Here is a 17,360-nt window from a genome sequence, read left to right as displayed (position 1 = left end):
GCCCGCAACCGGCTCCGCATCTATTCGGTGTGATGCGGAGCCGCAGGAAGCCCCTCCCCGCGTGCGTTTCGGGCCGCGGAGAGGGGCTTCCCCTTGCGCGGGCCGTGAGCCCTCGGCGCCCGCCCGGCCGCATCCGAGGCGCGCGATAGGTTCGGGGCATGGCGCTCGAGATCCGTCCGACCGTGGAGGACGACTGGTCTGAGGTGCGCGATCTGCGACTCGAGATGCTCGCCGACACCCCCATCGCCTTCGAAGAGCACCTCGAGGCGGCCGAGCGTCGCAGCGAGGAGGAGTGGCGGATGCGCGCCGCCCGCGGCTCCAGCGGCCTGAACGCCGTCACCTACGCCGCCATTCTCGACGGCCGCTGGGTCGGCACGATGGGCGTCTACGTGCCCGCCGGCGGCAAGCTGCCCTTCCTCGTCGCCGTCTACGTCACCCCGCGCGAGCGCGGCCGCGGGCGCGGTGTGACGGATGCGCTGCTCGCCGCCTGCGAGGACTGGGCCCGCCAGCGCGCCGACACCCTCGTGCTCGAGGTGCACGACGGCAACCGCCGCGCCCGCCGCTACTACGAGCAGCGCGGATGGGTGCCCACCGGCCGCACCCGCCCCTACCCCTTCGACCCGAGCGCGAAGGAGATCGAGATGGTCAAGCGGATCTGAGCGCGGCTAGCTCGATCGAGCACCTCGTCGTCTTCGAATCTCCAGTTCCAAGCTCGACTGAAAGCCAGACGCGGCGAGTGTCGCGACGTCGTGAGCGTTTCGACGTGGTCATCAGCGGACGGAGGTCCGACGTAAAGGCAAACCACGATTCGGATTCCCCAGGTGGGATCCTCATAGGCAAATCGGGTCCGAGAGCGCGTGAGGCATTGAACGTGAGGGCGACCGGCGCTCCTTCCACGTGGACCGAGTAGGCGTCGATTCGAACCGGCGCACGACCGACATTCGTCACCGATACACCGACGACCTCGCGTCCGTTGAACCCGGGAACTATCGCCCGACTGAGGTCGATCGGCTGACGGTCACGCTTGACTGCCCCGTGCAGTGTCGCCGAATGGTCCCTTGCTCCGTGCAAGAGGCGCAAGCGGACCCGCCTGCCGTCCAGGTGCCAGGTCGCGATCTGCCAACCCAGTGAGATTGCCGCCAGCAGAGCCCCGATCACGGCGAGCGCAAGCGCGAACTTGTCGTTCACTTCACCAGGATCCGGTGACGAAGTACCGAAGCTTTGCCCACCACCACCCGATGAGCAGCCACCAGATTCCGCGCGCAAGTAGTGCAATCAACGTCCAAGCAGCCTCGGCGATCTTGGCGGCAGCCAGGCGGAGGAATGCGATCGCCGATGCTACGAGGAGCGCGGCTATGGCGGCGCCCGCTATTTGATCGAAACTCATTCTCAGATGGTATGAACGACCACTGACATCTAGGCGATGCGGGAGGACGCCGCTACCGTGACGGCATGACGTCTGAGCTCGACACCCAGCTGCTGCGCGCATCCCACCCGCTCGATCTGTCGGCGATCGACACGAGCTCGACGCCCGGCTTCGACGGCGGCAAGAAGAAGGGCCGCGAGGCCCTGGCGGCGGGGGAGACCCGCCTCGCCGAGCTGCAGGAGAAGCTCTTCGCCGAGTCGACGGCCGACGGCACCCGCAGCGTGCTGCTCGTGCTGCAGGCCATGGACACCGCCGGCAAGGGCGGCATCGTCAGTCACGTCGTCGGCGCCGTCGACCCGCAGGGCGTCGCGCTGCACGCCTTCAAGTCGCCCACCGATGAGGAGAAGGCGCACGACTTCCTCTGGCGCATCCGCAAGGTGCTGCCGAAGGCGGGCCGCATCGGCGTCTTCGACCGCTCGCACTACGAGGACGTGCTCATCCACCGGGTGCGCGGATTCTCGACGCCCGAGGTCATCGAAGAGCGCTACGGCATCATCCGCGACTTCGAGCAGGAGCTGGTGGATGCCGGCACCACCGTCATCAAGGTCATGCTGCACATCAGCGCCGACGAGCAGAAGCAGCGCCTGACCGACCGGCTCGCCGACCCGGCGAAGCACTGGAAGTTCAACCCCGGCGACCTCGACGAGCGGGCCTTCTGGCCGCAGTACATGGAGGCGTACCAGATCGCCCTCGACCGCACGGATGCCGACACCGCGCCCTGGTACGTCATCCCCGCCGACCACAAGTGGTTCGCGCGACTGGCCGTGCAGACGCTGCTGATCGAGGCGCTCGAGAAGCTCGACCTCGACTGGCCGACCGCCGACTACGACGTCGAGGCCGAGAAGGCGCGCCTCGCCGCGAGCTGAGACGCACCGAGGGCGCGTCTCGCCCGGAGAGGCTGATCAGCCGAAGGCCTCGACGATCGGACGGAACTTCAGCGTCGTCTCGGCGAGCTCGCGCTCGGGGTCGCTCTCCGCGACGATGCCGGCGCCCGCGTAGGCCGTGATCGTGCGGTCGGCGGCGATCTCGGCCGAGCGCAGCGCGATCGCCCACTTGCCGTCGCCGTCGGCGTTGACCCAGCCGACCGGTCCGCCCCAGCGCTGCCGGTCGAACGGCTCCAGCGAGCCGATCTCGGCCAGCGCGGCCTCGCGCGGGGTTCCCGCGACGGCGGCGGTCGGATGCAGCTCGCACACCAGGTCGAGGGCGGTCGAGCCATCAGCGAGGGTGCCCTCGACGTCGCTCGCGAGGTGCCACAGGTTCGGCAGCTTCAGGGTGAACGGCAGCTCGCTCGCGACGAGCGACGGCGTGTGCGGTCGCAGCGAGTCGAGCACGCTCTGCACGGCGAAGCGGTGCTCGTCGAGGTCTTTCTGCGAGGTCGCGAGGGCGAGGGCCGCGGCGTGGTCGCTCTCGGCGTCCGCCCCGCGTCCGACGCTGCCGGCGAGCACGCGCGCGCTCACGGTGCCGCGCTTGACGCGCACGAGGGTCTCGGGGCTCGAGCCGATCAGCCCGTCGACGGCGAAGGTCCAGGTGTCGGGGTAGCCGAGCGCCAGCTCGGTCAGCACCCGCCGCAGATCGGCGCCCTCGGGCAGGCGGCCCACCTTGTCGCGCGCGATGACGGCCTTGCTGAGCCCCTCATCCGACTGGATGCGCTGCACGGCCGTCGCGACCGCGTCGCGGTAGGCGTCGGGGCCGAGAGCGCCCGGCTTGAACAGCAGCCGGTACTCGGCGCCGAGCGGGGTCGCGCCGACCGTGTCGGCTGCGCCGTCGATGCGGGTCACCCAGCTGACGCCGTCGCGGCGGCCGAGGATGACGCGGGGCACGATCAGCACGCTCGTGCGCGCGCTCTCGTCGGCGAAGCTGAAGGCGCCGAAGGCGATGAGGCCCGAGCCGGAGAGCCGCACGGGGTCGGTGATGGTCGCGGCGGCGACGATGCGCTTCCAGGCCGCGGCGGCGTCGCGGATGCGGTCGGGCCCGCTGAACTCCAGACGCAGCGCTTCGCCCAGCCCGGCGACGCCGTCGCCGCGGCGGATGAACACGAGCGGCTTCACGCCGTCGAGCAGCGGCAGCAGCGAGGGGAACTGGGCGACCGGGGTCGTCTCGACCCGGAGAGCAGGAACAGACACCGCGGGATCGGTCACTCCCCGAGCCTACGCCCGCGCCGCAGCCCGGACCGCTGCCGCCCGCGCCCCCGAGCGAGGGTGCACGTCCGTGCACCCCTGTCCACCCTGGCAACGGGGCCAGATACGGGGTCGCGCGCCCAAGTAGGATGGACGATCGTGAGTCGAGCCGATCTGAGCAAGAACCCCGACGAGGTGTCGGGCATGTTCTCGAAGGTCGCCAAGGGCTACGACCGCACCAACGCGCTCATGTCGTTCGGCAACGACGCCCTGTGGCGCGTCGCCACCCAGAAGGCCGTCGACCCGAAGCCGGGCGAGCGCATCCTCGACATCGCCGCCGGCACCGGCACGTCGTCGGCCAGCTTCGCCCGCACCGGCGCCACCGTCATCGCCGCCGACTTCTCGCCCGGCATGATCGAGGAGGGGCGCCGTCGCCACCCCGAGATCGAGTTCGTCGAGGCCGACGCGACGAAGCTGCCCTTCGGCGACGACGAGTTCGACGCCGTGACGATCAGCTTCGGGCTGCGCAACGTCGAGCACCCCGAGGTCGCGCTCGCCGAGATGTACCGCGTGCTCAAGCCCGGCGGCCGCCTCGTGATCTGCGAGTTCTCGACGCCGCCGCTCGCCATCATGCGACTCGGCTACGACATCTACATGAAGCGGTTCGCGCCGACCATCGCGCGACTCGCGAGCTCCAACCCGGAGGCCTACCTGTACCTCCGCGAGTCGATCGAGGAGTGGCCCGACCAGGGCACGCTCAGCGGGATGATCCGGGGCGTCGGCTTCACCCGCGTCGCCTACCGCAACCTCACGGGCGGCGTCGTCGCGCTGCACCGCGGCCGCAAGCCCGTCGACCCGGCCGTGCGCGCCTCCGCCGCGCGCCGCCGGGCGAGCCGACAGCGCGCCGGCACCGAATCATGATCGTGCGTGACGTGCGCCGCCCCGCCGGGGCGACCGCGTCGCGCCCCGAGTCAACCGAAGGCCTGAAGTGAACCCCACGCCCGTCGCCCGCCGTCGCGGCCTGAGCGCGTCGCTCGGCCTCGGCGAGAAGCTGTTCTCGTCGGCCGAGGAGCGCCGCTTCGCGACCGCGATCGAGAAGGGCCTCGAGCAGGTCGAGCAGGGCCTCGCCGAGCAGTTCGGCTACTCCGACGCGCTCGCCGACACCACCAGCCGCTACCTCTTCGAGGCCGGCGGCAAGCGCATCCGCCCCACCCTGGCTCTGCTCACCGCGCAGCTCGGCGAGGGCACGACGGATGACGTGCTCACCGGAGCGAAGGCCGTCGAGATCACGCACCTCGCCTCGCTGTACCACGACGACGTCATGGACGACGCCGACCTGCGCCGCGGCGTACCCAGCGCGCAGACCGTGTGGGGCAACTCGGTCGCGATCCTCACCGGCGACCTGCTCTTCGCCCGCGCCGCCGCCCTCGTCGCCGAGCTCGGCACCGAGACGGTGAAGCTGCAGGCCCAGACCTTCGAGCGCCTCTGCCTCGGCCAGCTGCACGAGACCGTCGGACCTCAGGGCGACGAGGATGCGGTGGCCCACTACATCCAGGTGCTCGCCGACAAGACGGGCTCGCTCATCGCCGCCGCCGCCGAGATCGGCGTGCTGCACAGCGGAGCGCCTCAGGAGTACCGCCCGGCGGTCACCGAGTTCGGCGAGCGCATCGGCGTCGCGTTCCAGCTGATCGACGACGTCATCGACCTCTCGGCCGAGACGGGCCAGACCGGCAAGAGCGCGGGCACCGACCTGCGCGCCGGCGTGTCCACGCTGCCGCTGCTCTACCTGCGTCGCGAGGCGCAGACGGATGCGGCATCGGCCGAGCTGCTCGCGCGCATCGAGCAGTCCGCCGCCGACGAGAGCGACGCCGCCGGCGCCGCCTTCGCCGCGGCGATCGCGGAGCTGCGCGACCACCGCGTCACCGCCCAGACCCGCGCCGAGGCGCAGCGCTGGGCCGACGACGCCGTGGCCGCGCTCGCTCCCCTGCCCGAGGGGCCCGTCAAGAAGGCCCTGACGAAGTTCGCCGAAGCGGTGGTGACGCGCTCGAACTGAGCTGCGCGCCGCATCCGCTTATCGCCGACCCACCCAGAGAAGAGACACCACCGTGCCCAAGCTCCGCCTCGCCGTCGTCGGCGCCGGCCCTGCCGGGATCTACGCCTCCGACATCCTGCTCAAGCACGAGCGCGCCTTCGACGTGTCGATCGACCTCTTCGATCACCTGCCGGCGCCCTACGGTCTGGTGCGCTATGGCGTCGCCCCCGACCACCCGCGCATCAAGGGCATCATCAACGCGCTGCGCGACGTGCTCGACCGCGGCGACATCCGCATCTTCGGCAACGTGCGCTTCGGCGTCGACATCACCCTCGACGACCTCAAGAAGCACTACAACGCCGTCATCTTCGCGACCGGCGCCGTCAAGGATGCGCCGCTCGACATCCCCGGCATCGACGCCGAGGGCAGCTACGGCGCCGCCGAGTTCGTGAGCTGGTTCGACGGCCACCCGGATGTGCCGCGCGAGTGGCCGCTCGAGGCGCAGTCGCTGGCCGTGATCGGCAACGGCAACGTCGCGCTGGATGTGGCGCGCATGCTCGCGAAGCACCCCGAGGACCTGCTGCCGACCGAGATCCCCGCGAACGTCTACGAGGGTCTGAAGAAGTCGCCGATCACCGACGTGCACGTCTTCGGCCGCCGCGGACCCACGCAGGTGAAGTTCACCCCGCTGGAGCTGCGCGAGCTCGGCGAGCTGCGCGACGTCGACATGATCGTGCACGAGGAGGACTTCGACTACGACGAGGCCTCCGAGGCGGCGCTCAAGACCAACAAGCAGGTCATGGTCATCGACAAGGTGCTGAAGCAGTGGCGTCAGCGCGAGGTCGGGCAGGCATCCCGCCGACTGCACCTGCACTTCTTCGCGAAGCCGCTCGAGGTCGTCGCCGACTCCGACGGCCGCGTCGCGTCGTTCAAGTACGAGCGCACCGAGCCGGACGGCGCGGGCGGCGTGCGCGGAACCGGCGAGATCCGCGAGGTGCCCATCCAGGCGCTCTACCGCGCTGTCGGCTACTTCGGCTCGGAGCTCGACGGCGTGCCCTTCGACGCCGAGCGCGGCGTGATCCCGAACCACGAGGGTCAGGCGCTCGACGAGCACAACGAGATCGTGCCCGGCGTCTACGCCACCGGCTGGATCAAGCGCGGTCCCGTCGGCCTCATCGGTCACACCAAGTCGGATGCGATGGAGACCGTCTCTCACCTGGTCAACGACCAGGCGTCGTGGTGGACCCCCGAGTCGCCGTCGGAGGAGAGCGTCGTCGAGCTGCTCGACGCACGCGGCATCCAGTACACCGACCTCGACGGCTGGCACCGCCTCGACGAGCACGAGATCGCGCTCGGCGCCCCCGAGGAGCGCGCCCGCATCAAGGTCGTGCCGCGCGACGAGATGGTGAAGATCTCGCGCGGGGAGTGACCCCGTTCGTCGACTGACGTGACCTCGGGCCCGGTGCGGCGCTTCGGCGCCGGCCGGGCCTGTTTCCGTCCCCGGTCGTCGGGAATCGGCGTCGAGGCCGTCGCGGATCTGGGTCGGATACTGGCCGACGACGCTGCGGATACTGGCGAGCGGGCGGGGCAGGTGCGCCGGAGGGGTCGCCTGGTGTGTGGGCCAGTATCCGCGGACGGGAGGACGCCCCGTCAAGGCTGCGGATACTGGCGAGCGGGCGGAGCAGGTGCGCCGGAGGGGTCGCCTGGTGTGTGGGCCAGTATCCGCGCCGATGGGAGGCGGACCGGATCAGCGGCGACCGACCGGGAGGGCGACTGCGGCGGTGCACCGGGACCGGATGAGGTCGGCGGCGACGGGGAAATGGTCGCTCGGCCAGATGGTGCCGGCCGCGGGGCCGGAGTCGGCCTCGGCGTGGGCGTCGAGGGTCGCCGTGGCGGTGACGGTGAAGCCGCGCTGCAGGATCCAGTCGATGCGACCCTCGCCGGTCGGCGGCTCGGCGTCGCCGGTGAAGCCGTGGAAGGTGCCGTCAGGGCCGGCGTGCGTCGCCGGGGCGGGCGCGAGGCGCGCATCCTCGAAGCCGATCTCGGACGTCAGCGCGGCGTGCACCGCGCCGTCGGGCTGCACGTTCATGTCGCCGAGCAGCACGATCGGGATGCCCGCGGCGGCCGCGGCGGGCGACGCGGCAATCGCGCTCAGCCGTTCGCCGATGAGCTGCGCCGAGCGGAGGCGCGCGGGCTCGTCCTCGGCACGGTAGGGAAGGTGCGTGACAGCGACGAGGAACTCCGCCGGATCGCGAGTCGCGCCGCCGCGGTTGCCGTCGGCGCTGCGGTCTGCGCCGCTGTCGCCCGCGGCGAGACTGTCGCGGAACCGCGCCCAGGTCACCATGCGCGGGTAGAGGTTGCCCCAGGTGATGCTGCCGGGGGCATCCGGCGTGTCCGACAGCCAGAAGTCGCCGCCGTCGAGAAGCTCGACGCGCTCGGAGCGGTAGAGCAGGCCGACGTGCTCGTCGTCGTGGCCGCCGTGGCGGTCGCGCCCGAACCAGGCCGTGCCGGGCATCCAGCTCAGCAGGTCGAGCGCGGGCCCGCTGCGCAGCTCCTGCACGCCGATCACGTGTGCACCGCTCTCGCGCAGCACCCGGGCGAGCAGCTCGCCGCGGGCTGCCCACGACGCCGTGCCCTCGTCGACCGGGATGCGCACATTCGCGGTCGCGACCCGCAGCGGTGGGGCACTGGTCGGAGCGCCCGAAGCGGCGGCGGCCGGGGCGGCGGCTGCAGCAGGGACGGCGGAGGTCGCGGGCGCGGCTGCGGCGGAGGCCTCGGGCTGAGCGGTCATCGAATCGAGCTTAGGCAGACGGGTTCCGGTGAAGCGAGGAGGCTCGGGCGCTGTGCACGGAAGCGGTTCAGCAGGGTCGCGGACGCACAATGCGGCTCGGGTGCGTTGCTCAGCCGCTTCCGTGCACAGCAGTGTCCGCGGCCGACGGGCGACGGGGCGGACCGCGGGCAGCGGATGGCTGGCGCCATCTCCTGAGGCGGCGCAGGATGGGCGGCATGACCGCCTCGCGACGTCGCTCCGCTCGTCTCGGCCGTGGTGCCCTCGCGTCGGGCCGCCGCGCGCGGAAGCGGATCGGAACGACCGACGACAGGGGATCGATGGGTTCGACGGGGAGCATCGGGTCGATCGGATCGATCGGATCGGTGGGCAGCATCGGATCGATCGGATCGATCGGCAGTCTGGGATCGATCGGCAGCATCGGGTCGGCGGGATCGATCGGCTCCGTCGGCAGCATCGGCTCGCTGTTCAGCGTCGGGTCGATCGGGGCGATCCTCGCCGTCGGGTCGATCGGCGGCATCCTCGTGATCGGGGCGATCGGCGGGCTCGGGCTGCGTGCGATCGCCCGCCGCGGCCGTCGGCTCACGGCGGAGCGCGACGGATGAGTCGTTCCCCGGTGGCGGGCTGAGCTGCCCGCCGCAGCCGCGTCAGCCGCGCCGCTCGCGCTGCAGCGCCGCTCGCGCTGCCGCGCCGTCACCCCTACTGGGGCGCGAGCGCGGAGGATGCGCGGCGTAGCGTCACCGCGTGACCTGGCAGTTCGGAGCGCATCCTGACGACGCCGCGCGCGCCGCCGCTGCGGCACCCGCGGGTCAGGACGACGACCCGCCCGTCGGCATCCCCGGCCGCCCGCCGCTGCGCCGCCCGGCGCTCGTGCTGCGCCCGCGCGCCGACACCCGCGACGCCGTCATCCTCGAGCTGCTGCCGCTGCTCGCCCCCGTGCTCGCGATCGTCGCGACCCAGGCGATGGTGCCGTGGAGCATCCCGCTTCTGCTCGCCTGCATCGCGGTCACCTGCGTCGCCCAGTTCGTGATCGCGAGCCGTGACGCGGCGCTGCTGCGGGTGCGCGGCTTCGTCGGAACGGCTCCCTCGGCGCTCGCCCTCGTGAGCCCGATCCTCTACCTCGCGCTGCGCGGCCGGGTCTGCTCGCAGCACGATCGCACCGCCTACGCCCCGGTGCCGTGGGCGATCGCCTCGACCGTCGTCGCGGTGCTGCTGCTCATCGGAACCGCGTGGTTCGAGTCGAGCGTCGACGCCTCGATCGGCGGGATGCTCACCGGGCTCTTCTGACCCGATCGGCCCGCGCCGACCCGCGTCCCGCCTCGCCCACCCGAGGTCAGCTGGCTGAGGGGTCGCCCGGCCCAGGGAACCTCTCAGCGGATGCCGCGCCGCGCCAGCATCCGCCGCCGCATCCGCACCAGCACCGTCGTGAGCGCGCCGATGCCGACCGACACGAGAGCGCACGCGATGATGGCGGCGATCAGCAGCAGGATCGTCACGCCGAGGCCTACTGCAGCGCCGCGGTGAGGCGGGCGAAGTTGTCGAGCACGCGGTGGCGCAGCGGCCGCGCCATCCACTCGTCGAGGGTGATCTCGCGGCTGTGCGCGCGGTAGTCGTCTTCGACGGCGCGCAGGCGCTGCGTGTAGTCGCGGTCGCGGATCATGACCGAGATCTCGAGGTCGAGGGTGAACGAGCGCATGTCCATGTTGCTCGAGCCGATGACCGACACCTCGTCGTCGATGGTCATGTGCTTGGCGTGCAGGATGGTCGGCGCGGCGTAGAGGAAGATGCGCACGCCCGCGCGCAGCAGCGCCTCGTAGTAGCTGCGCTGCGCGTGGAACACGAAGAACTGATCGCCGATCTCCGACACGAACAGCTGCACCTCGACGCCCGACTGCGCGGCGGTCGTGATGGCGTAGAGCATGGAGTCGTCGGGTACGAAGTAGGGGCTGACGACGATGGCCTTGTGCTTCGCCGCGTAGAGCAGCGAGTTGAACAGGCGCAGGTTGTTCTCGCCGGGGAAGCCGGGTCCGCTCGGCACGACCTGGCAGTCCATTGGGCCGTGCACCGTGTCGCGGGCGTCGGCCGCCTCGCGCTCGAGCAGCACATCCGTCTCGCTGTACCAGTCGGTCACGAAGAGCGCGTCGATTCCGGCGACGATCGGCCCTTCGAAGCGCGACATGAAGTCTTTCCAGTGCAGGCCGCGGCGGTGGTTCTTGCGCACTTGGTAGGGGGTCTCGATCACGTTCTGCGAGCCGGTCCAGCCGATCTCGCCGTCGATCACGAGCAGCTTGCGGTGGTTGCGCAGGTCGGGCCGGCGCCAGTGCCCCTTGAGCGGCTGCACGGGCAGCATGAGGTGCCAGTCGGCGCCCATCGCGGTCAGGCGCCGCTTGGTGCGGCCGAACCCGGGGTACTTGAAGTTGCCCAGGTGGTCGAGCAGCACCCGCACCTTCACGCCGCGTGCCACCGCATCCTCGAGCGCCTGGAAGAAGGGCTCGGTCGTGCTGTCGAGGCTGAGGATGTAGAACTCGCAGTGGATGAGGTGGCGCGCCCGCCCGATGTCCTCCGTCATCGCGGCGAGCGAGCGGGCGTTGTCGTCGAACAGCTCGGCCCGGTTGCCGCCGACCAGCGGCATCGCTCCGAGGGTGCGGTTGAGCTCGACGATCGGCCCGAGCCACGGCGGCCAGGGGTCGCTCTCGGTGACCTTCTCGATGCCCTCGGTCTGCTCGACGATGTACTGGTTGATCTCGCGCTGCTTCTGCCGGCGACGGCGGGGCAGCCGGTGCGAGCCGAACAGCAGGAAGATCAGGATGCCGATGTACGGCAGCAGCGAGATCGCCAGCAGCCAGGCCATCGCCGTCTGGGGTCGGCGGTTGCGCGGGATCACGACGAGCGCCGCGATGCGCGCCCCCAGGTCGATGAGGATGAGCGCGATCAGCACGAGCAGCGTGATCCATCCGACCAGACCCTCGCGCATGACTGAACTCTAGAGGGCGGCTCGGACACGGCCGGTGCGGCACCAGGCCGCGTCCAGCGCGTGGCGGTGCCGGCGCCGGGACCCGCCCGACGTCAGGCGCCGCCGACCGCGGTCGTCGGCACGGCGAAGAAGTCGCGCTCGTGCTGCATCGACCGGGCGAAGGCCGTGCGCATCCGCCCGCGCTCCGCCGCCCCGGTCGCGGCGGCGGCCCGGTCGGCGATCGCGATCGCCTCGGCCGTCGCCGCCGCGAAGGTCGGATCACCGTAGGCGCCGAGCCAGTCGCCGAAGGGATGCCCCTCGCGATTCGCCTCGGCGAGCCGGATGCCGACGTCGCTGTAGAGCCAGAAGCAGGGCAGCAGGGCCGCGACGAGCTCGCCGTAGGAGTCGGCCGAGGCCGCGAGGTGATTCACATAGGCGAGGGTCGTCGCGCTCGGCTCGGGGTGCGCATCCGGGTCGTCGCCGAGGCGGGCGCGGTGCAGCGACGCCTCCTCCTCGAGCGCGGATGCGGCGCTGCGCGCCCAGAACACCTGCTCGTCGGCGGTCGGCGCCAGCGCGCTCGCGCGCGCCAGCACGCGGGCGTACCGCCCCAGGTAGAGCGCGTCCTGCGCCAGGTACCAGCGGAACGCGCGCTCGTCGAGCGTGCCGTCGCGCAGCCCGACGAGGAAGTCGAGCGCGTCGACCTCGGCGCGCAGGGCGGCGGTGGCGGTCCACTGCTGGGCGGCCCAGTCGAGCGGATCGGCGTCGATGTCGGCGTCCGCGTCCGCAACCGCCCGCAGCGCCGCGCGCGTCGCGTGGAAGTGGTCGAGCGGCCCGTTGCCCTCGCCCACCTGCAGCGCCGCTCCGTGTTCGAGCGCGCCGGTCAGCCAGTCCTTCGCCGCACGCAGCGCCGCGACCCAGTCGACCTCCGTGCCGGGCGCGAGCCGCAGCTGCTCGGCCGCCAGCGTCGCCATGGCCGACGAGAGCGAGCATCCGGTTCCGTGCGTGTTCGTCGTCGCGACCCGTCGCCCGGGCACCTCGCCGACGGCGGATGCGGTGACGATCGCATCCGGGCAGTCCTCGCCGTCGAGGTGGCCGCCCTTGAGCAGCACGGTCGTGCCGGTCGTCGTCGCGAGGTGACGCGCCTGCGTGACCGCCTCGGCCCAGGTGCGGGCGCGGGCGACGCGGGCGCTGTCGGTGCTCACGAGCACGGCGAGCTCGGCGAGGTTCGGCGTGATCAGGTCGACCTGTCGGCAGAGCTCGCGCACGGCCCGCTCCGCGGCGGCGTCGAGCAGGCGGTCGCCGCTCGTCGCGACCATGACCGGGTCGAGCACGACGACCGGCGGACGCACCGGGCCCAGCCACTCGCTCACCGCGTCGATCAGCGGGGTCGAGTGCAGCATCCCGAGCTTCACGGCGTCGATCGCGACGTCGTCGCTGACCGCATCCAGCTGCTCGACCAGGAAGCCGACGTCGGGCACGTGAACACCGCGCACTCCGCGCGTGTTCTGCGCGACGAGCGCGGTGACGACGGCCATGCCGTAGCCGCCGAGTGCGCCGATCGTCTTCAGGTCGGCCTGGATGCCGGCGCCGCCGGTCGGGTCGGTTCCGGCGATGCTCAGCACGCGCGGGGCGGACGGGGCAGGGGCAGCGTGGACCGGGGCGGCGGTCATCGTTCGATCCCGACCGCGTCGGCGATCGCCCGCGCCGCGCTCGCCGGATCGTCGGCGGCGCAGATGCGCGACACGACCGCGACCCCGGCCGCGCCCGCCGCGGTGAGCGAGCCCGCATCCACCTCGGTCACACCGCCGATCGCGACGCAGGGTAGCGGTGCGACCGCGGCCAGTGCGCGGAAGCCCTCGACGCCGAGTGCCGGCGGATGCCCCGGCTTCGTCGCGGTCGGGTGGATGACGCCCACGCCCAGGTAGTCGAGCGTGCCGGCGGGCAGGGCGGCCGCGGCGGCAAAGTGATCGGCGGTGTCGGCGGTCCAGCCGACGAGGGCCTCCGTCCCGAGCAGTCGACGCGCGGTGGTCGGCGGCACGTCGCTCTGGCCGAGGTGCACGCCGGCGACGCGGAGCCCCGCATCCCGCCCGGCGAGGGCGACGTCGAGACGGTCGTTCACGATGAGGGCCGCGCGGCCGCCGATCACCGCGTCCAGCTCGCCGAGCAGGCCGAGCTGCTCGCGGGCGCTGGCGCCCTTGGCCCGCAGCTGCACGACGCCGGCGCCCGCGTCGACCGCGGCGCCGACCGCGCGCAGCAGTCGCTGCCGCTCGACGCGCTCGTCGGTCACGAGCTGCAGGCGCAGGTCCCACCCACTCACAGCGTCACCTCCGCCGCGACCTCGGCGGTCACGTCCGCCGCGGTGCGCACGAGCCTCGACTCGGCCAGCTCGAGATCGCGCGGCTCGAGCGCCGCCAGCTCGTCGAGGAACGCCGTCGCGAACGATCCGGGCCCGGTCGCCCGGGCAGCCGCGCGCTCGGCCGCGATCGCGTGCACGAGCGACGCGGCGACCGCAGCAGACAGCGCATCCGTCACGCCCAGGAAGGCCGCCATCGTCGCGCCCAGTGAGCATCCGCCGCCCGTCACCTTCGTCAGCAGCACGTCGCCGCCGGGCACGCGCACGATCTCGCGGCCGTCGGTGACGAGGTCGATCTCGCCCGACACCGCGACGACGCTGCCGGTCGCGAGGGCGAGGTGGATGGCGGCGGCGCGCGCCGCATCCGGACCGTCGACCGAGTCGACCCCGCGCCCGCCCGCGCCGGCTCCGGCGAGCGACAGGACCTCGGACGCGTTGCCGCGGATGATCGCCGGCCGCGACTCGAGCAGCTCGTGCGCGAGCGCCGTGCGCACCGGCAGCGCGCCGACCGCGACCGGGTCGAGCACCCAGCGCCGGGTCGCCGCGACGACCTCGCGGGCGCCGTCGGCCTGCACCGGCGTCGGGGTGCCGAGGTTCACCAGGCTGCCGTCGGCGACTCCCGCGAACACCCCCGCCTCGCCCGGCAGGTCGCTCATCGCGGGCGCGGCGCCGAGCGCGAGCAGCACGTTGGCGGTGAAGTTCGTGACCACGGCGTTCGTGACGCACTGCACCAGCGGCGCGCGCTCACGCAGCGCCAGCAGGGCCGCGTGCGGCGGCAGGGTCGATGACAGAACAGCGTTCATCGCTGACAATCCCTTCGCGAGAATGACCTCGAGCAGGTTCGGCGGGTGTGATCTCAGCCGCGGATGCGGCACCCCGAGTCGAGAGCGACGCTAGCCGCGCGCCAGCGGTGAACACAAGCTGGGACGCGCGCGTCGCGCGGCGCGCGCGTTGACGTCGGTCGGGGCGTCGCGTCGTCGCGCGAGCGGCTGCGGCTGCGGCTGCGGCTGCGGGCGCGAGCGTGAGCGCGGGCGTGAGCGTGGGCGAGCGCGGGTGCGAAGCGCGCGCGGCACGTGCGCGCCGATGTGTCCCGCGATGCGGGACGCGAGATACGGGTGCGGGTGCGAGCGCGGGCGCCCTCACCGGTCAGCGGTTCAGCACAGTGTCGGCCGTGGTGAACGTGCGCCGCAGAATGGTGCACGGCCGCGCTGCTCAGCCGACGCTGTGCGTGGCGTGGCGTGGCGTGGCGCGGCGAGCGCGCCGTGGGCGCGTCAGCCCCGCTGCGCGGCCGCCAGCCCGAGCTTGCGCGCGTAGAGGGCGGCGCCGACCGAGGGGTCGTGCAGCGGGGCTCGCAGGTCGAACGGAACTCCGGTCGCCGCGAGCTGCTGCGCGAAGCCGTCGAGGAATCCCGGAGCCGAGAACACCCCGCCCGAGTACGACACGGCGATCGTCTCGTCGTCGGGCGCCTCCAGCCCGACGCGGGTCGCGGTGACCAGTGCGACCAGTTCGCCCTGCGCGTCGTGCAGGATCCGCAGTGCCGCCGCATCCCCGGCGTCCGCCGCCGCGGTCGCGACCTTCGACAGATCGGCGATGCGCCCGCGCTCAGCCGACCAGTCGTCGACGACGACGCCGATCGCATCCAGGTCGTCGGTCACGCCGAGGCGTTCGCGCATGAGCTCGTGCAACGGACCCCGGGGGAGTCGCCCGTCGGCCATGCGGCTGAAGGCGCCGAGCGCGCGGGTCGCGATCCAGTAGGCCGAGCCCTCGTCGCCGAAGAGCTCGCTCCAGCCGCCGACGCGGTGCCCGCGGCCGGCGCGCTCGCCGTAGGCGATCGACCCGGTGCCGGCGACGACGTTGATGCCGTCGGCGCCGCCGAGTGAGCCGGCCCATCCGCTGATCATGTCGTTGCCCGAGCGCACGCGGTCATGCCCGAGGATGCGGCGGGGGATCGCGTCGAGCACGGGCACGTCGGCGCTCGCCTCGCCGTAGCCGGGGATCGCGTAGAACACGAAGTCGAGGTCGGCCGCCACGATGCCGCTCTGCGCGGTGATGTCGGCGAGCCCCTCGGCGAGAACGTCGCCGACGAGGTCGATGCCGCGCTCCGAGCCGAAGTAGTAGCTGGTGCGCTGGCGTGACTCCGCGAGCGTCGCCCCGTTCTCGTCGATCAGCAGGAACGCGGTCTTCGTGCCGCCGCCGTCGATGCCGAGATAACGCGCCATGGGCTCAGCCTCACGGTCGGGTCGTGTGCTCGGCAATGTTCTGCGCGAAACGCGCACTGTTTTCGGCCGAAACGCGCAGAAGGCGGGTGGATGCGCGGTCGGGCCGCGAACATCCACCCGCCTCCGACGACGGGGTGCGCTGGGTCAGCGCATGTTGACGAACTGCAGGGCGACGTCGAGGTCCTTGCCCTTGAGCAGCGCGATGACCGACTGGAGGTCGTCGCGGCTCTTCGACTGCACGCGCAGTTCGTCGCCCTGGATCTGGCTCTTGACGCTCTTCGGCGCCTCGTCGCGGATGATCTTCGAGATCTTCTTCGCATCCTCGCTCGAGATGCCGTTCTTCAGCCCGACCTCGATGCGGTACTCCTTGCCGCTCGCGTAGGGGTCGCCCTCGTCGAGCGAGCGGATGCCGATGCCGCGCTTGATGAACTTCGCCTCGAGAACCTCGAGCACGGCCTTCACGCGCTCTTCGGCGCTCGCCTTGAGCAGGATCTTCTCCTCGCCCGACCACTCGATCGACGCACCGACGCCCTTGAAGTCGTAGCGCTGCGCGATCTCCTTCTGCGCCTGCCCGACCGCGTTCTGGGCCTCCATGTGGTCGACCTTGCTCACGATGTCGAAAGAGGAATCAGCCATGCGCCCCATGGTAGAGCCGACCGGGGATGTCGTCCTCGCCGCCGCCCCTGCTGCCGCTGCTGCCGCCGCCCTCGAACGGGTGCGCGGCCGTGGTCATCGGCACCCCTCGCGACCTAGTATTCTGTTCGAGCGCGTTCGGTCGGTGACGACACGGGTCGGGAGCGCCTCGGCGGGTTACCCAAGCGGCCAAAGGGATCTGACTGTAAATCAGACTGCACTGCATTCGGGGGTTCGAATCCCTCACCCGCCACCAGCAAGGCCCCGGTTCGCCGGGGCCTTCGTCGTCTCCGGATGCGTGTCACACGCACGAAACGCGCGCGCGGCCAGGATGGGCGGGTGAGCAGCGTGCCCCTCGAGATCCGTGTCGACGACCTCAGCGGCGGCGCGACGCGTGAGCTGATCGAATTCCATCTGGCTGGGATGCATGACGGCTCGCCGACCGAGAGCATCCACGCCCTCGACCTCGACGGGCTGCGTGCTCCCGGCATGACGGTCTGGTCGGCCTGGTCAGGGGAGCGGATCGCGGGGATCGGCGCGCTCAAGCGCTTCGGCGGCGCCGATGGGAGCGAGGATCGTGGCGAGCTCAAGTCGATGCGGGTCGCCGACGACTTCCGCGGAACAGGCGTCGGCCGCGCGATCCTGCGCCACATCGTCGCCGAGGCGCAGGCGTGCGGCACCCGCAGCCTGTGGCTCGAGACCGGCGCCGGCGAGAGCTTCGTGCCCGCGCACCGCCTCTACGCGAGCGAGGGCTTCGTCGACTGCGGGCCCTTCGCCGACTACCGCCCCGACCCGCTGTCGATCTTCATGACCCGCGAACTCTGATCGCGGCAAACCCG

At 72.0% G+C, this 17,360-nt stretch carries 18 protein-coding genes, 1 tRNA gene and 1 riboswitch; of the genes, 9 read left to right on the top strand and 10 right to left on the bottom strand.

Translation table 11 applies throughout. The features are described 5' to 3' along the window. The first annotated feature begins 158 nt into the window (after positions 1-158). Positions 159-659 carry a GNAT family N-acetyltransferase gene (locus tag BJ979_RS00930; protein WP_179564313.1) on the top strand — a complete coding sequence of 167 codons (501 nt, stop codon included), beginning with the start codon at positions 159-161 and terminating at the stop codon, positions 657-659. Between the two features lie 530 nt (positions 660-1,189). On the opposite strand, the gene BJ979_RS00925 is transcribed toward BJ979_RS00930, so the two are convergent. Next, positions 1,190-1,387, bottom strand: coding sequence for a hypothetical protein (locus tag BJ979_RS00925; RefSeq protein WP_179564311.1), 198 nt, complete (start codon positions 1,385-1,387; stop codon positions 1,190-1,192). Between the two features lie 65 nt (positions 1,388-1,452). On the opposite strand from BJ979_RS00925, the gene BJ979_RS00920 reads away from it, so the two are divergent. Continuing rightward, positions 1,453-2,292, top strand: coding sequence for a polyphosphate kinase 2 family protein (locus BJ979_RS00920; protein ID WP_179564309.1), 840 nt, complete (start codon positions 1,453-1,455; stop codon positions 2,290-2,292). A 36-nt stretch (positions 2,293-2,328) separates the two neighbouring features. Here the strand turns inward: BJ979_RS00920 and BJ979_RS00915 are convergent, their stop codons facing one another. Next, entirely contained in the window at positions 2,329-3,564 is a 1,236-nt protein-coding gene (locus BJ979_RS00915) for an isochorismate synthase (RefSeq protein ID WP_343046538.1), read from the bottom strand. Between the two features lie 138 nt (positions 3,565-3,702). Between BJ979_RS00915 and BJ979_RS00910 the strand changes: the two genes are divergently transcribed. From BJ979_RS00910 to BJ979_RS00900, 3 genes are all read left to right on the top strand, one after another. Continuing rightward, positions 3,703-4,464, top strand: a complete 762-nt coding sequence (locus BJ979_RS00910; RefSeq protein WP_343046537.1) for a class I SAM-dependent methyltransferase — start codon at positions 3,703-3,705, stop codon at positions 4,462-4,464. 67 nt (positions 4,465-4,531) lie between these two features. After that, positions 4,532-5,596, top strand: coding sequence for a polyprenyl synthetase family protein (locus BJ979_RS00905; RefSeq protein ID WP_179564307.1), 1,065 nt, complete (start codon positions 4,532-4,534; stop codon positions 5,594-5,596). Between the two features lie 52 nt (positions 5,597-5,648). Beyond that, positions 5,649-7,004, top strand: a complete 1,356-nt coding sequence (locus BJ979_RS00900; protein ID WP_179564305.1) for an FAD-dependent oxidoreductase — start codon at positions 5,649-5,651, stop codon at positions 7,002-7,004. A gap of 318 nt (positions 7,005-7,322) precedes the next feature. Here BJ979_RS00900 and BJ979_RS00895 read toward each other — a convergent pair whose 3' ends face one another. Further along, positions 7,323-8,366, bottom strand: coding sequence for an endonuclease/exonuclease/phosphatase family protein (locus tag BJ979_RS00895; protein ID WP_179564303.1), 1,044 nt, complete (start codon positions 8,364-8,366; stop codon positions 7,323-7,325). Between the two features lie 362 nt (positions 8,367-8,728). Here BJ979_RS00895 and BJ979_RS00890 point away from each other — a divergent pair, with 362 nt between their 5' ends. Together BJ979_RS00890 and BJ979_RS00885 are read left to right on the top strand one after the other, a co-directional pair. Further along, a complete protein-coding gene (locus BJ979_RS00890) occupies positions 8,729-8,968 on the top strand; it encodes a hypothetical protein (RefSeq protein ID WP_218853404.1) in 240 nt (79 codons plus the stop codon). A 139-nt stretch (positions 8,969-9,107) separates the two neighbouring features. Continuing rightward, the gene (locus BJ979_RS00885; protein ID WP_179564299.1) at positions 9,108-9,650 is read left to right on the top strand and encodes a hypothetical protein; all 543 of its coding nucleotides are present in this window, start codon (positions 9,108-9,110) and stop codon (positions 9,648-9,650) included. Between the two features lie 83 nt (positions 9,651-9,733). Here the strand turns inward: BJ979_RS00885 and BJ979_RS17830 are convergent, their stop codons facing one another. The 7 genes from BJ979_RS17830 to BJ979_RS00855 all read right to left on the bottom strand — a co-directional run bounded on the left by BJ979_RS17830 (position 9,734) and on the right by BJ979_RS00855 (position 16,524). Continuing rightward, the gene (locus BJ979_RS17830; RefSeq protein WP_281360901.1) at positions 9,734-9,859 is read right to left on the bottom strand and encodes a hypothetical protein; all 126 of its coding nucleotides are present in this window, start codon (positions 9,857-9,859) and stop codon (positions 9,734-9,736) included. Between the two features lie 8 nt (positions 9,860-9,867). Continuing rightward, positions 9,868-11,337, bottom strand: a complete 1,470-nt coding sequence (gene cls / locus BJ979_RS00880) for a cardiolipin synthase (RefSeq protein ID WP_179564297.1) — start codon at positions 11,335-11,337, stop codon at positions 9,868-9,870. A gap of 92 nt (positions 11,338-11,429) precedes the next feature. Beyond that, positions 11,430-12,986, bottom strand: coding sequence for a bifunctional hydroxymethylpyrimidine kinase/phosphomethylpyrimidine kinase (locus BJ979_RS00875; RefSeq protein WP_179564295.1), 1,557 nt, complete (start codon positions 12,984-12,986; stop codon positions 11,430-11,432). Then, positions 12,983-13,633, bottom strand: a complete 651-nt coding sequence (gene thiE, locus BJ979_RS00870) for a thiamine phosphate synthase (protein ID WP_179564293.1) — start codon at positions 13,631-13,633, stop codon at positions 12,983-12,985. The genes BJ979_RS00875 and thiE overlap by 4 nt, the downstream gene beginning before the upstream one ends. Next, positions 13,630-14,472, bottom strand: a complete 843-nt coding sequence (gene thiM, locus BJ979_RS00865; protein ID WP_179564291.1) for a hydroxyethylthiazole kinase — start codon at positions 14,470-14,472, stop codon at positions 13,630-13,632. Before thiM ends, thiE begins: the two co-directional genes overlap by 4 nt. Next, positions 14,464-14,558: riboswitch (TPP riboswitch) on the bottom strand. Its footprint overlaps the gene before it by 9 nt. A 382-nt stretch (positions 14,559-14,940) precedes the next feature. Beyond that, on the bottom strand, positions 14,941-15,888 hold the full coding sequence (locus BJ979_RS00860) for an N-acetylglucosamine kinase (RefSeq protein ID WP_179564289.1): 948 nt from the start codon (positions 15,886-15,888) through the stop codon (positions 14,941-14,943). 144 nt (positions 15,889-16,032) lie between these two features. Beyond that, the gene (locus tag BJ979_RS00855) at positions 16,033-16,524 is read right to left on the bottom strand and encodes a YajQ family cyclic di-GMP-binding protein (protein WP_179564287.1); all 492 of its coding nucleotides are present in this window, start codon (positions 16,522-16,524) and stop codon (positions 16,033-16,035) included. Between the two features lie 168 nt (positions 16,525-16,692). On the opposite strand from BJ979_RS00855, the gene BJ979_RS00850 reads away from it, so the two are divergent. Further along, positions 16,693-16,777 (top strand) — tRNA-Tyr (locus BJ979_RS00850). Between the two features lie 83 nt (positions 16,778-16,860). Beyond that, a complete protein-coding gene (locus BJ979_RS00845) occupies positions 16,861-17,346 on the top strand; it encodes a GNAT family N-acetyltransferase (RefSeq protein WP_343046536.1) in 486 nt (161 codons plus the stop codon). Positions 17,347-17,360 lie beyond the last annotated feature (14 nt).

Origin of the sequence: Schumannella luteola, from assembly GCF_013408685.1 — a bacterium.
Taxonomy (GTDB): Bacteria; Actinomycetota; Actinomycetes; order Actinomycetales; family Microbacteriaceae; genus Schumannella; species Schumannella luteola.
This window is presented reverse-complemented; position numbering and strand designations above follow the sequence as displayed.